12 protein-coding genes and 1 pseudogene are annotated in these 13,104 nt (G+C 70.2%); 7 read left to right on the forward strand and 6 right to left on the reverse strand.

Going from position 1 to position 13,104, the window contains the following annotated elements; all coding sequences use genetic code 11:
- The first annotated feature begins 323 nt into the window (after positions 1-323).
- On the forward strand, positions 324-1,601 hold the full coding sequence (gene serS, locus ACFWTC_RS17665) for a serine--tRNA ligase (protein WP_383926474.1): 1,278 nt from the start codon (positions 324-326) through the stop codon (positions 1,599-1,601).
- Positions 1,598-2,410 (forward strand): HAD family hydrolase, encoded by an 813-nt coding sequence (locus tag ACFWTC_RS17670; RefSeq protein ID WP_383926471.1) that lies wholly within the window; start codon positions 1,598-1,600, stop codon positions 2,408-2,410. The genes serS and ACFWTC_RS17670 overlap by 4 nt, the downstream gene beginning before the upstream one ends.
- A gap of 222 nt (positions 2,411-2,632) precedes the next feature.
- On the opposite strand, the gene ACFWTC_RS17675 is transcribed toward ACFWTC_RS17670, so the two are convergent.
- The 5 genes from ACFWTC_RS17675 to ACFWTC_RS17695 form a co-directional block, all read right to left on the reverse strand.
- Positions 2,633-3,295 carry a rhomboid-like protein gene (locus ACFWTC_RS17675; RefSeq protein WP_383926469.1) on the reverse strand — a complete coding sequence of 221 codons (663 nt, stop codon included), beginning with the start codon at positions 3,293-3,295 and terminating at the stop codon, positions 2,633-2,635.
- A gap of 95 nt (positions 3,296-3,390) precedes the next feature.
- On the reverse strand, positions 3,391-4,110 hold the full coding sequence (locus ACFWTC_RS17680; RefSeq protein WP_383926465.1) for an ABC transporter permease subunit: 720 nt from the start codon (positions 4,108-4,110) through the stop codon (positions 3,391-3,393).
- A 14-nt stretch (positions 4,111-4,124) separates the two neighbouring features.
- Positions 4,125-5,036, reverse strand: a complete 912-nt coding sequence (locus tag ACFWTC_RS17685) for an ABC transporter ATP-binding protein (protein WP_383926462.1) — start codon at positions 5,034-5,036, stop codon at positions 4,125-4,127.
- Positions 5,033-5,920 carry an ABC transporter permease gene (locus ACFWTC_RS17690; protein ID WP_383926459.1) on the reverse strand — a complete coding sequence of 296 codons (888 nt, stop codon included), beginning with the start codon at positions 5,918-5,920 and terminating at the stop codon, positions 5,033-5,035. Before ACFWTC_RS17690 ends, ACFWTC_RS17685 begins: the two co-directional genes overlap by 4 nt.
- Positions 5,910-6,899 (reverse strand): ABC transporter ATP-binding protein, encoded by a 990-nt coding sequence (locus tag ACFWTC_RS17695; RefSeq protein ID WP_383926456.1) that lies wholly within the window; start codon positions 6,897-6,899, stop codon positions 5,910-5,912. Before ACFWTC_RS17695 ends, ACFWTC_RS17690 begins: the two co-directional genes overlap by 11 nt.
- A gap of 216 nt (positions 6,900-7,115) precedes the next feature.
- Between ACFWTC_RS17695 and ACFWTC_RS17700 the strand changes: the two genes are divergently transcribed.
- The 4 genes and pseudogenes from ACFWTC_RS17700 to ACFWTC_RS17715 all read left to right on the forward strand — a co-directional run bounded on the left by ACFWTC_RS17700 (position 7,116) and on the right by ACFWTC_RS17715 (position 11,283).
- On the forward strand, positions 7,116-7,973 hold the full coding sequence (locus ACFWTC_RS17700) for a M24 family metallopeptidase (RefSeq protein WP_383926453.1): 858 nt from the start codon (positions 7,116-7,118) through the stop codon (positions 7,971-7,973).
- A complete protein-coding gene (locus tag ACFWTC_RS17705; RefSeq protein ID WP_384027753.1) occupies positions 7,970-9,760 on the forward strand; it encodes an SDR family oxidoreductase in 1,791 nt (596 codons plus the stop codon). Before ACFWTC_RS17700 ends, ACFWTC_RS17705 begins: the two co-directional genes overlap by 4 nt.
- A gap of 4 nt (positions 9,761-9,764) precedes the next feature.
- Positions 9,765-10,358: pseudogene (locus ACFWTC_RS17710) on the forward strand (metal-dependent hydrolase); the annotation flags it as partial.
- Between the two features lie 10 nt (positions 10,359-10,368).
- Positions 10,369-11,283: a MerR family transcriptional regulator gene (locus ACFWTC_RS17715; protein WP_383926448.1), complete on the forward strand. Its 915-nt coding sequence runs from the start codon at positions 10,369-10,371 to the stop codon at positions 11,281-11,283.
- A 196-nt stretch (positions 11,284-11,479) separates the two neighbouring features.
- Here ACFWTC_RS17715 and ACFWTC_RS17720 read toward each other — a convergent pair whose 3' ends face one another.
- Entirely contained in the window at positions 11,480-12,370 is an 891-nt protein-coding gene (locus ACFWTC_RS17720; RefSeq protein ID WP_383926445.1) for an aquaporin, read from the reverse strand.
- Positions 12,371-12,503: 133 nt separating this feature from the next.
- Between ACFWTC_RS17720 and ACFWTC_RS17725 the strand changes: the two genes are divergently transcribed.
- Positions 12,504-13,043 (forward strand): RNA 2'-phosphotransferase, encoded by a 540-nt coding sequence (locus ACFWTC_RS17725; RefSeq protein ID WP_383926442.1) that lies wholly within the window; start codon positions 12,504-12,506, stop codon positions 13,041-13,043.
- Positions 13,044-13,104 lie beyond the last annotated feature (61 nt).

A 13,104-nucleotide genomic window follows, 5' to 3' on the forward strand; every position in this document is an offset into this window, starting at 1 on the left:
GTTTGAACCCCGATTCGACCCGGTCGACTGCCGAACGGGATTGATCTATTCCCGTGTCCACAGAGGCGGCACACAGCCTGTGGATAAGCTGGCGGCAACGGTAATTCCTGTGGACAAAGAACCTCCTGCCGCCCTGCTCAGGGCCAGCCCGACCGTTGCTCCCGGGCCCCATTTCGGGGAAAGGCGCGACATTTATCGACCGCAGGAGAAGAGCCCCTTCCAGCCGACCGGCAAGACTTATCCAATACTGGCAATTGGGACATAGCGACACGCAGCGTGATATCGGTGTGATCCCCGGAACCCCAGCCCGGTAGCCTGGAGGGGTGATTGACCTCCGGCTGCTCCGTGAAGACCCTGACCGTGTCCGCGCCTCGCAGCGCGCCCGTGGAGAGGACGTCGAGCTCGTCGACGCACTGCTCTCCGCCGATGAGCGCCGCAGGTCCTCCGGCATGCGCTTCGACGAACTGCGCAATGAGCAGAAGTCGCTCGGCAAGCTCATCCCGAAGGCCTCTCCGGAGGAGCGGGCGGAGCTGCTGAAGCGGGCCGAGCAGCTCAAGCAGGACGTCAGGGCGGCCGAGTCCGAACAGAACGAGGCGGACGAGGCTGCCAAGCAGCTCCTGCTGCGGCTCGGGAACATCGTCCACGTGGACGTCCCGGTCGGCGGCGAGGAGGACTTCACCGTCCTCGAGACGCACGGGACCATCCGCGACTTCGCCGCCGAGGGGTTCGAGCCCAAGGACCACCTGGAGCTGGGCGAGTCGCTGGGTGCCATCGACGTCGAGCGCGGCGCCAAAGTGTCGGGCTCCCGCTTCTACTACCTGACCGGTGTGGGTGCCCTGCTGGAGCTGGCCCTGGTCAATGCGGCCATCGCGCAGGCCACCGAGGCCGGCTTCATCCCGATGCTGACCCCGGCCCTGGTCCGTCCGCGGGCCATGGAGGGCACTGGCTTCCTCGGCCAGGCCGCGGAGAACGTGTACCACTTGGAGAAGGACGACTACTACCTCGTCGGCACCTCCGAGGTCGCCCTCGCCGCGTACCACATGGACGAGATCATCGACGCCGACAAGCTGCCGCTGCGGTACGCGGGGTTCTCCCCCTGCTTCCGCCGCGAGGCCGGCACGTACGGCAAGGACACCCGCGGCATCTTCCGCGTCCACCAGTTCGACAAGGTCGAGATGTTCTCGTACGTCGCGCCGCAGGACGCCGAGGCCGAGCACCAGCGCCTTCTGGAGTGGGAGAAGCAGTGGCTGACCAGCCTGGAGCTGCCCTTCCAGGTGATCGACGTCGCCACCGGTGACCTCGGCTCTTCCGCCTCGCGCAAGTTCGACTGCGAGGCGTGGATCCCGACCCAGGGGAAGTACCGCGAGCTGACTTCCGCGTCGAACTGCGACGGATTCCAGGCCCGCCGCCTGTCGATCCGCTACCGCGACGGCAAGAAGACCCAGCCGCTGGCCACGCTGAACGGCACCCTGTGCGCCGTGCCGCGCACGATCGTCGCGATCCTGGAGAACCACCAGCAGGCCGACGGCTCGGTACGGGTGCCCCAGGCACTCCGTCCGTACCTTGGCGGCCGCGAGGTCCTGGAGCCGATCAACAAGTGAGCCCGGCCCCGTTCCCGTACAAGCTCGTCGCGACGGATCTCGACGGCACCCTGCTGCGCGGCGACGACACCGTCTCGGAACGCACCCGCGAGGCGCTCGTCGCCGCCACCGCGGCCGGTGCGGCGCACATCATCGTCACCGGCCGGGCCGTGCCCTGGACCCGGCACGTCCTGGACGACCTCGGCTATCAGGGGATCGCCGTGTGCGGGCAGGGCGCGCAGGTCTACGACGCGGGATCGCACCGGCTGCTGACCTCGGTGACGCTGGACCGGCAGCTGGCCGGTCTGGCGCTGTCGAAAATAGAGGCCGAGATCGGCCCACTGGCCCTCGCGGCCAGTCGGGACGGTGTCGACGGCGACGTCCTGATCGGACCCGGTTACCGGGTACAGGAGGGCCTTCCCGCCGTCTACCTTGAGGACACGACCGCGGTGTGGACCGCACCGCTGAACAAGCTGTACATCCAGCATCCGGGTCTGGACGACGACGCCCTCGTCAAGGCGGCGCGGCAGACCGTGGGCAGCCTGGTCGACATCGTGATGGCGGGTCCGGGCGTGGTGGAGATCCTGCCGCTCGGCCTGACCAAGGCCACCGGCCTGTCACTGGCCGCACGCCGGCTGGGTGTGAAGGCCGCGGAGACCATCGCCTTCGGCGACATGCCCAACGACATCCCCATGTTCGGCTGGGCCACACACGGGGTCGCGATGGCCAACGCCCATCCGGAGCTCAAGAGCGTGGCGGACGAGGTGACGACCTCCAACGAGGAGGACGGCATCGCAGTGGTGCTGGAACGCCTGCTGGGAGCCGCCTAGCACGTACAGCGGAGGAGGTCCGGGGCTGCCCGCGCCCAAGGCGCGCTCGAAGTGGCTGCCCCGGACCTCTTGTTGCTCCCCGCACGGCTCACTCTGCCCCGGCCGGAAGCCGCGTACCAGTGAATTTCCGCGCATCAGCCGTGAATCCGGCGGTAGCGCAGGCAGGACCCAGGCAGGCAGGACGCGGGTGTGGGAGCACTACGTCGCGAGGGCAACGCCCGGCTATCCCTGTTTCACGTGAAACACGGGCCGTGTTTCACGTGAAACAACGCGGCGGGTGAGCGGCCAGGCGAGCAGGCCGACCGCGAGGGCGATGGCGTGGCCGAGGTCGGTGAAGGTCCCGCCGGTGGCGAGGGGGAGTCCGAAGAAGGCGACCACCCCGGCGAGGTAGAACCATCTCCAGGGACCGGGCAGCCGGTAGGTAAGCACGCCCGCGGCAGCCGCGAGTCCGTAGCTGACGCCGATGTCAACGACATGGGTCATGGTCCGCGGGGCTCGATGGTCCTGAATGGCCGTCAGGAGAACCTTCTGGCTGACCAGAGTGGCGACGACGTGGGCAGTCGCGACGATCAGGAGCCAGCGCAGGGTGCCGAGCCAGCGTTCGACGGGGGCGTGGAAGACCTCGAAGAGCAGCGCGTAGAGGGCGAGCGAGGCCGGGTTCTCGATCCAGAAGGCACTACTGAAGAGCGCCCGCACCGGATGCTGGACGAGCTGCTGGATATTGCTGCTGTTGCGGTGGAGCAGGACGTGGTCCACCCGGTCGGGTGCGATCACGACGACGATGCTGGTGACGGCGATGATCAGCAGCCAGAGGTGCGTTCCGGGCGAGGAGCGTATCCAGGACCCCAGGGGCCTGGAGGGCTCCGGCTCGGTGTGCTCGATCATGCACCGATGATGCCGTGCGCAGCTGTGCCCCGCCCGGCCGGTGGGCCGGGCGGGGCACAGGGTCCGCCGTGGTGTACCGATGCGCAGACCGGGTCCTACTCCTCGCCGGCCAGCGTGAGGCGGCGCAGCTTCTGGCCCGCGTAGACGGTGGCTCCGACGGTGACCACCGCGAGCAGGACGACCGCGGTGGGCAGGCCGACGGTGGCGTCGACATACCCCTCGCCCGCGACCTTCTCGGCCAGGGAGAGGGCCCACTGCTGGACGCTGAGGGTCTTGGCGCCCGAGACGAGGCTGCCGAAGAGCGACTCCCAGATCAGCGCGTAGACGAGGCCGAAGACGACCGCGTGCCGGCTGACGGTGCCCAGCAGCAGGAACAGTGCGCTGTAGGCGATCGAGGCGACGAGGGCGGCGACCGTGTAGGCGATCGCGATCTGCTGGCCGTTGCCGTTGAGGATGAAGCCGGCGATCAGGGTGGGGATCGCCGAGAAGGCCATCGTGACGGCGATGGCGACGATCAGCTTGGTCATGATGATCGTCGGTCGCTTCACCGGCTTGGAGAGCAGGTAGACGATCGATCCGTCGTCGATCTCCGGGCCGATGGCGCCCGTGCCGGCGATGACGCCGATCAGCGGGACCATCGTCGCCAGCGCGAAGCCGCCGAGCAGGTCGGCGGCGACCTTGTCGTCCACGCCGGTGAGGGCGCGGACGGCGATGGCGATGACGATCAGCAGGGCAGGAAGCAGGAAAAGGATCAGCGCACGGCGACGGCCGAGCAGGGCCCGGTAGGTGAGCCGGGCAACGGTGGGGTTGTACATGGGTGCCAGCTCCTTCAGGCCGAGACGAGGTAGGAGAAGACCGACTCGAGGGACTCGTCGGAGGGCGAGACCGTCAGCAGCCGGATGCCGTGCGCGCGGGCGACCCGCGGCAGCAGTTCGGTGAAGCGTCCGAAGTCGACGGCCTGGATGCGCAGGGCGCCCTCCTTCAGGTCGACCTCGATACCGGCGGTGGACGGGTCGGCGATCAGGGCCGCTGCGAGGACCCGGTCGTCGGAGGAGCGGACGAGGTAGCGGTGGGGCCGGTCGGTCATCAGCCGTCGGATCTTGCGGAAGTCACCCGAGGCTGCGTGCCGGCCGGCGACGACCACCTCGATGTGGGAGGCCAGCTGCTCGACCTCCTCCAGGATGTGCGAGGAGAACAGCACGGTGCGGCCGGCATCGCCCATGCGCCGCAGCAGGTCCATGAGCTGCATGCGCTGGCGGGGGTCCATGCCGTTGAACGGCTCGTCGAGGAGCAGCACGGCCGGGTCGTGGACCAGGGCGGAGGCCATCTTCACGCGCTGGCGCATGCCCTTGGAGTACGTGGAGATCTTGCGGTCCTGGGCGTACTCCATCTCGACGGTGGCGAGCGCCCGCCGGGCGGCAGCGTCGTCGAGCCCGTGCAGTTCGGCGTTGGCGACGACGAACTCGCGGCCGGTGAGGAAGTCGTACATGGCCTCGCGCTCGGGCACGACGCCGATCTGCTTGTAGACCTGTTCGTTGCGCCAGATCTGCGTTCCGTCGATCGTGACCGTGCCCGTGGAGGGGGCCAGGAAGCCGCCCATCATGTTGATGAGCGTGGACTTGCCGGCGCCGTTGGGGCCGAGCAGTCCGGTGACGCCCGGGCCGATGCGCATGGTCACGTCGTTGACGGCGACGACGTTCCCGAACCAGCGGGACGTGTGGTCGATGTCGATGATGGTCACAGCCCGGCCTTCCGGTAGCGGGCCATCAGAGCGGCGTAGGAGCCGGCGATGAGGCCGAGGGCGACGAGCAGGTAGACGAAGCCGGTGCCGGCCGCGGGGCCCTCACCGCCGGGGAAGGCGGAGGTGGCGCCGAGGAACGCGGTCTGGATGCCGTCGATCAGGGTGATCGGGGAGAACAGGCCCATCCAGTCGATGGCTCCGGTGTTGCCCGTGCTGTAGGCGATGCCCTGGACGGCGGTCACCGCACCGTAGGGGATGAGGAGCACGGCGATGATGGCGGCGACGCCGAAGCCGCGGCGCGGAGTGAGCGCGGCCATGATCAGGCCGAGGCCCGAGAAGAGCAGCGACAGCAGAAGTACCGACACCAGTCCCTGCCCGAATCCCTTGGTCTGATCGCCGAAGTCGAACTTGGCCAGCAGCGAGCCGATCCACATGATCAGCAGCGGCGTGGCGGTGAGGATGAACAGGGCCGCGGCCATGGCCGCGAACTTGGCGACGACGTAGTCGACCCGCTCGATGGGCCGCGAGAAGTACAGCGGCACGGTCTTGAAGCGCAGGTCGCGCGAGACCGACTGGGGCGCCTGGGAGGCGAGGAAGAGCCCGATGACCACCTGGGTGGTCAGGGCGTACGTCGTGTACTTGATCGGCAGGTCGGTGCTGCCGGGGACGGTGATGGCCACCGCGACGAGGATCAGCGCGGGAACGCACATCACTGCGAAGAGGATCATCGGCAGGACCTTGGACTTGGCGGAGCGGCCGAGCCCGTACGCGCCGCGCAGGGACTGCGAGAACAGCGACTTGCGGGCGTAGGAGCGGCCGAGCCGGGCCCCGTCGTAGGACCGGTAGCCGATGTTGTGGATCTGGGTCGAGGTGTCAGGCGCCATCGGAACCGGCTCCCTTCTGCTGGGCGGTGGGGACGGGCTGGTCGTTGTCGCGGAAGACCTCCGCGATGTGGTGGCGGCGCTGCTCCATGCGGACCAGGCCGAGGCCCAGGTCGGCGACGGTGTCGCGGACGGTGTCGTAGGTCTGCTCTCCGGTGGCCTCCACGAGCAGGACGTGGCCGGCACCCGGCAGGCCCTGCTCCTCTCCCGCGTGGAGGGTGAGCCCCACCTCGGTGAGCGCCTTGCGCAGGGCGGCGGCGCCGTCCGGGTGCTCGTCGGAGTCGGTCACCTCGACCGCGAGCGTCGCTGTGCTCTGGGTGAAGTCGCTGGTGGAACTGGAGCGCAGCAGCTTGCCGCCGTCGACGACCACGACGTGGTCGCAGGTCCGCTCCAGTTCTCCGAGGAGGTGGGAGGTGACCAGGACGGAAATGCCGAAGTCCGTGTAGATGCGGCGGATGAGTCCGAGCATCTCGTCGCGGCCGACGGGGTCGAGGCCGTTGGTGGGCTCGTCGAGGAGGACCAGCTGCGGGTCGTGGACGAGCGCCTGCGCGAGCTTGACGCGCTGCTTCATGCCGGTGGAGTAGCCCCCGATGGGGCGGTAGCGCTCCTCGTACAGTCCGACGTGGCGCAGGGTGTCGGCCGTGCGTTCGCGGGCGGCGGTCGGCGGGAGGCCGGACATGCGGGCCATGTGGACGACGAACTCGGTGGCCGAGACGTCGGGTGGCAGGCAGTCGTGCTCGGGCATGTAGCCGACGCGTTCACGGATGGCGCTGCCATGCGTGGTGACGTCGAGGCCGAGCACGGCGGCACTGCCCTCGGTGGCGGGGGACAGTCCCAGCAGAATCTTGATCAGCGTGGACTTGCCGGCTCCGTTGGCACCCACGAGGCCGGTCACACCAGGCCCGATGTCCAGGGAGAGCCGGTCGAGGGCGGTCACTCGGGGGTACCGCTTGCTCAGGCTTTCGGTCGCGATGACAGTCACGGGTTCGACGTTAGTGGTCCGGGCCCCGCGAATCGTCAGACCTTGAGCTGGCTCCCGTCTCCGCCTTGAGGCGTACGCGCCCGTACTGGAGGCTGATGTGACCCGGACAAGTTTGTCCACAGGTCCGTGCACGGGCCTTGACGTCGTCTCCAGTCATTGTCACATTCATCAGTGTCAAGTTACGGGCGCGTACGGCTACAGGGACGGACTGCTGGCATGGCTGGGGACACCAAGCAACGCACCGCGCAACTCACTCCCGAACTGCGCGGGTTCAGGGAAGTGCAACGGCTCTCGTACGAGTGCGCGGAGGCCGTCGCCGCGCAGCTGCGGCCCGGGGTGACCGAGCGGGAGGCCGCGCGGATGCAGCGCGAGTGGCTGCGCGAGCGAGGCGTGCGGGACTGGTTCCACCTGCCCTTCGCCTGGTTCGGCGACCGCACCGCCTTCGCGAACTTCAGGATCCCGCTGCAGTTCTTCCCGACGAACCGGAAGCTGGAGCCGGGGATGCCGTTCATCCTCGACATGGCGCCGGTCTTCAAGGGCTACGCGGCCGACGTCGGCTACTCGGGCAGCCTGGGGCTGAACCCGGTCCAGGACCGGCTGATGTCCGATCTGCACGCACACCGCGTGCTGATCCTGGAGCAGGTGCGCGAGCGCCGCCCCCTGCGCGAGATCTACGAGAACGTCGAGCGGCTGATGACGCGCCAGGGTTATGCCAACCGGCACCGCGCCTATCCCTTCGGCGTGATCGCGCACAAGATCGACCGGGTCAAGGAGCGGCGCTGGTCGCCCACCGCGTTCGGATTCGGCACCCAGTCCCTGAAGGGACTGGCGGGTGACGCCCTGCACGGGCACCGTGAGGGCTGGTCCCCGCTGTGGAGTCCGTACCGCTTCTCCGACCACCCGCCGCAGCCCGGCCTGTGGGCGGTGGAGCCGCACCTGGGCTTCCGGGGCACCGGCGCGAAGTTCGAGGAGATCCTGGTGGTCACCGATTCCCGGGACCCCGGGGAAAGTGCGTTCTGGCTGGACGACGATCTGCCGCACGTGCGGCGCTGGGCTGAGGAGGAGGCGGCATGAGCGGGACGAGCGGGACAGGACCGGCGGGACTGGCAGGTGCGCGCGAGCGCCGGGTGAGCACCGGCGGCGTCGAGCTGTGCGTCGCCGAACTCGGCGAGGCGGGCCGGCCGACCGTCGTGCTGGTGCACGGCTACCCGGACAGCAAGGAGGTGTGGTCGGAGGTCGCGGAGCGGCTCGCGACGCGCTTTCACGTGGTGCTGTACGACGTACGCGGCCACGGGCGCTCCACCGCGCCGCAGCCGTTGCGCGGCGGGTTCACCCTGGAGAAGCTGACGGACGACTTCCTGGCGGTCATCGACGCGGTCAGCCCGGACCGGCCGGTGCACCTGGTCGGCCACGACTGGGGCTCCGTACAGGGCTGGGAGTTCGCGACGGTCGCCCGCACCGAGGGCCGGATCGCCTCCTTCACCTCGATGTCGGGCCCCTCCCTGGACCACTTCGGTCACTGGATCAAGAAGCGGATCGCGCGTCCCACCCCGCGCCGGGCGGCGCAGCTGCTCGGCCAGGGCGCCAAGTCCTGGTACGTGTACATGCTGCACACCCCCGTGCTCCCGGAACTCGCCTGGCGCGGGCCCCTCGGCAAGCGCTGGCCGGCCATCCTCCAGCGCGTCGAGAAGGTTCCGGCCGGGGCCTACCCCACGGCGTCGCTGCCCACGGACGCGGCGCACGGCGCCTGGCTCTACCGCGACAACGTCCGGCCCCGGCTGCGCCGCCCGCGCGCCGACGCCTACGCGCACGTACCGGTGCAGCTGATCACCCCGACCGGGGACGCCTTCCTGTCCGAGCGGCTCTACGACGACCTGGAGCGGTGGGCCCCGGATCTGGTGCGGCGGACCCTCCCCGCCAAGCACTGGGTGCCCCGGACCCGGCCGGACCAGCTCGCCGCCTGGATCACCGGCTTCGTCACCGCCCGGGAGGACCCGGCCGCGCGGGCACCGGAGCAGCGGGCTCCGGGCAGGTACGCGGACCGCTTCGGCGGGCAGCTCGTCCTGGTGACCGGCGCGGCCAGCGGCATCGGCCGGGCCACCGCCTTCGCGTTCGCCGAGGCGGGGGCCCGGGTCGTGGCCGTGGACCGGGACGGCGAGGGCGCGGCGCGCACGGCCGAGATGGCCCGGCTCGTCGGAGCCCCCGAGGCCTGGGGCGAATGCGTGGACGTCAGCGACGAGCAGGCGATGGAGAAGCTCGCCGCGAAGGTCGCCGCCGAGTACGGCATCGTGGACGTCCTGGTGAACAACGCCGGGATCGGCCTGTCCGGAGCCTTCCTCGACACCAGTGCCGAGGACTGGAAGAAGGTTCTCGACGTCAACCTGTGGGGCGTCATCCACGGCTGCCGGATCTTCGGCCGGCAGATGGCCGAGCGCGGCCAGGGCGGACACATCGTCAACACCGCCTCCGCCGCCGCCTACCTGCCGTCGAAGACCCTTCCCGCCTACAGCACCTCGAAGGCTGCGGTCCTGATGCTGTCGGAGTGCCTGCGCGCGGAGCTGGCGTCGAAGTCGATCGGCGTCTCCGCCATCTGCCCCGGCATCGTCAACACCAACATCACCGCCACCTCACGCTTCGCCGGGGTGGACGAGGCCGAGGAGAAGCGCCGCCAGGAACGCTCCTCGCGCCTGTACGGCCTGCGCAACTTCCCGCCGGAGAAGGTCGCCGACGCGATCCTGCGGGCCGTGGTGCGCAATGAGGCCGTGGTGCCGGTGACCCCCGAGTCCAAGGGGGCCCTGTGGATGTCCCGCTTCGCCCCGCGCACCCTGCGGGCCTTCGCGAAGCTGGAGCCCCCGCTGTGAACCCGACTTCCTCTTCGGGAAGCTGCTGGGCGAGGTCCCGCCGTTGGGAGCGCCCGTCACCGCCCAGGAGCGGCTGCGCTTCCGGCTCTCGATCGTCGCCGCCATCGAGCAGTTCACGGCCGTGCTCGGGGACTGGGTGCTGCGGGCGGAGGGGCTCGACCGGGCCGGCACGGACGAGGTCATGCTGGACCTGCTGCGCTGGCACGGCGCCGAGGAGGTGGAGCACCGCTCCGTCGCCTTCGACATCTACCAGCACTGCGGCGGCTCCGGCCCGCCCCGGTACGCGCGGCGGATCGAGGGGATGATCGTGGTCGCGCCGGTGCTGGCCTGGCTGTGGGTGTGGGGGGCCTCGTACCTCATGCGCAACGACCCGGAAACGGGCGGACGGCCGCGCTATTCGCCCGGCGGCCACACCCGTGCGGTGGCCAAGGGGCTGCTGCCCACCTGGAGAGAGCTCGGCACGGCCATACCCCGCTACTTCCGGCGGTCGTACCATCCCTCGCAGGAGGGCTCGCTGCGCAGGGCGGTCGAGTACCTCGCGGCCTCACCCGCCGCCCGGACCGCAGCGGGTGCGGTCGGCCGACCCGCGATGTCGTAGGGAGCCGGGATTGTCCGAGCAGACGGTAGCCGAGTACCGGATCGAGGATCTGGCGCACCACAGCGGGGCCACGGTGCGCACGATCCGGGCGTACCAGGACCGCGGTCTGCTGCCGAAGCCGGAGCGGCGGGGCCGCTCCAACGTCTACCGGGACACGCACCTGGCGCGCCTGCGCCAGATCGCGGACCTGCTGGACCGCGGCTACACGCTGGCCTCCATCAAGGAGCTGCTGGAGGCCTGGGACGCCGGGCGCGGGCTCGGCGGCGTCCTGGGGCTGGTCGCCGAGGTGCACGGGCCGTGGACCGACGAGGAGGCGGCGTGGATATCCCGGGAGGAGCTGAACGAGCGGTTCGGCGGCAGGCCGGACGACGACGCGGTCGGTGAGGCCTGCGAGCTGGGGGTGCTGGAGCGCATCCCCGACCGGCCGGACCAGTTCCTGGTGCCCTCCCCGCAGGAGCTGGCGGTGGCCGCCGAGCTGTACGCGGCCGGAGTGCCGCTGGCGGCGATCACCGGGCACCTGCGGGAGCTGCGGGGGCAGGTGGAGCACATCGCCTCGCGCTTCCTGGAGTTCACCACCGAGCACGTCTTCGCCCGCTATCTCGGCGAGGTACCGCCCACGGACGCCGACGCGGCGGAAGCGGCCACGATGGTGCGGCGGCTGCGGCCGCTGGCCCAGCAGACGGTCGACGCCGAACTGGCGCGGGCGATGCGGCTCTTCGCGACGCGCCACCTCCAGCAGCACCTCGGGGCGCCCGGTGCTCCTCAGCCGACGGGGCCGTCACCGGTGGCCCTGCCGGCCGGCACGGTGCGGGCCGTGCAGGAGCTGGTGGGCGCCGATCACGTGGCGGAGTTCGTCCGGGCCGCGACGGAGCGGGAGCTCCAGGCCCGGACGATGAACGATCTGGCCCGTCGGGGCGAGCGGTAGGGTCGGGTGCCGATCGACCGACGGCGCCGGGAGGTACGCAGCCCGCGGTGCGACCAGCGGTGCACGGCCCGCGCTGCCGTGTACCGATCGGCCGGTAGTCCACAGGGCAATCACGCGTTTGCCGTCAAAACATGCCCAAACGGCTGTGGATAACCGGCCCTTCCTGTGGGCAACGGGGTTCCGGCTGGACCGTTTCTCAACCGATGGTCTCGTACGCCGCCTTGCTGGTGGCCGTTCCCTCCGCCGGTCCGGTCCCGGACAGGGACTCGGCCACAGCCTCCCTTTCCACCGGGACGTCCACCACGACGTCCACCACGACAGGCGCCACGGCGACCGGAGTGACGGCGACCGGCACACCGGCGACAGGAGCCTCCTCCGCCGCCGGTGCGTCCGTACGCCCGGCCCGGACGCCTCCGTACAGCAGGGCCGCGAGGGCCAGGCCGACCGCCCCGCCGAGCAACTGGGCCGCGACGAAACCGGGCAGCGACTGCGGGGCGATGCCGGTGAAGGAGTCGCTGAAGCTGCGCCCGATGGTGCCGGCCGGGTTGGCGAAGGAGCCGGACGAGGTGAACCAGATCGCGGCCGCGATGTACGCGGCGACAGCGACCGGTATGAGCTTGGCGCGCCCGATGCGCCCGAGGCCCTGGATGACGAGGACCAGCCCGGCGGTGGCCACGACCTCGCCGACCAGCAGATGGCCGCCGTCGCGGACCTGGGTGGCGAAGGCGCCCGGCGTCCGCCCGAACATGGCCTCCGCGAGGACGGCGCCACCGATGGCTCCGGCCGTCTGGGCCGCGGCGTAGACGAGCGCCTCCCGCCCGCCGAGCCCTTCGCCGCCGGTGCACCTCGCCCACCAGGAGGTGAGGGTCACCACCGGGTTGAGATGCGCTCCGGACAGCGGCCCGAAGAGCGTGATGATCAGCCCGAGGCCGACGGCCGAGGCGAGCGAGTTGGCGATCAGGGCGACACCGGTATCACGACTGAGCTCGGCGGCCTGGATTCCGGAACCGACCACGACCACGAGCAGACCGGCGGTGCCGATCAGTTCGGCAGCCGCACGGCGTGGAAGAGAGGTATGGGCTGTCATGGTTTCTCCCCTTGGGCAGAAGTAGCAGCGGAAAATATATTCCGTATCCTGGAATCGTGATAGAGGGTGTCCACCCCCGCCGCCGCCGTGAAATTCGCTGCCGGAACGGCCTCCGACCGGGCACCCTGGGGCCATGGACGACAGACGCACCGTGAAGGTGTCCAAATACGTCTCGAAACACCTCCGGCATCAGCCGGAACGGATCGGACTGGCGCTCGACCCGCACGGGTGGGTGGAGATCGACGACCTGCTGCGCGCGGCCGCCGACCACGACTTCGCCATCAGCCGCGCCGAGCTCGACCACGTCGTGGCCGCCAACGACAAGCAGCGGTTCGCCGTCGAGGGCACCCGCATCCGGGCCAGCCAGGGGCACACCGTCGCCGTGGACCTGGACCTGCCGGAGGCGGAACCGCCCGCGTACCTCTACCACGGCACCGTCGCCGCAGTCCTGGACGCGATCCGCGCCGAGGGCCTGCGCCCGATGGCCCGCCACCACGTACACCTGTCGCCCGACCGGGAGACCGCGACCCGGGTCGGCGCACGCCGCGGCCGGCCCGTCGTGCTGAGCGTAAACGCGGAGGCGATGCGCGCGGCCGGGCACGTCTTCCGGATCAGCGCCAACGGCGTGTGGCTGGTAGAGGCCGTTCCGCCGGACTTCCTGCGTTTTCAGTAGCACTGTCCCGGAGGGAAAACACCGGGGAATTGTCAGATCATCCCCCTACTCTGTTCCCACT

The organism is Streptomyces sp. NPDC058619 (assembly GCF_042717785.1).
Taxonomy (GTDB): Bacteria; Actinomycetota; Actinomycetes; order Streptomycetales; family Streptomycetaceae; genus Streptomyces.

Coding starts and splice junctions, on each gene's coding strand:
- ACFWTC_RS17705 (WP_384027753.1), top strand. CDS start 7,970: ATGAGCGGGACGAGCGGGACAGGACCGGCGGGACTGGCAGGTGCGCGC.
- ACFWTC_RS17680 (WP_383926465.1), bottom strand. CDS start 4,110: ATGTACAACCCCACCGTTGCCCGGCTCACCTACCGGGCCCTGCTCGGC.
- ACFWTC_RS17720 (WP_383926445.1), bottom strand. CDS start 12,370: ATGACAGCCCATACCTCTCTTCCACGCCGTGCGGCTGCCGAACTGATC.
- ACFWTC_RS17725 (WP_383926442.1), top strand. CDS start 12,504: ATGGACGACAGACGCACCGTGAAGGTGTCCAAATACGTCTCGAAACAC.
- ACFWTC_RS17675 (WP_383926469.1), bottom strand. CDS start 3,295: ATGATCGAGCACACCGAGCCGGAGCCCTCCAGGCCCCTGGGGTCCTGG.
- ACFWTC_RS17700 (WP_383926453.1), top strand. CDS start 7,116: ATGGCTGGGGACACCAAGCAACGCACCGCGCAACTCACTCCCGAACTG.
- ACFWTC_RS17690 (WP_383926459.1), bottom strand. CDS start 5,920: ATGGCGCCTGACACCTCGACCCAGATCCACAACATCGGCTACCGGTCC.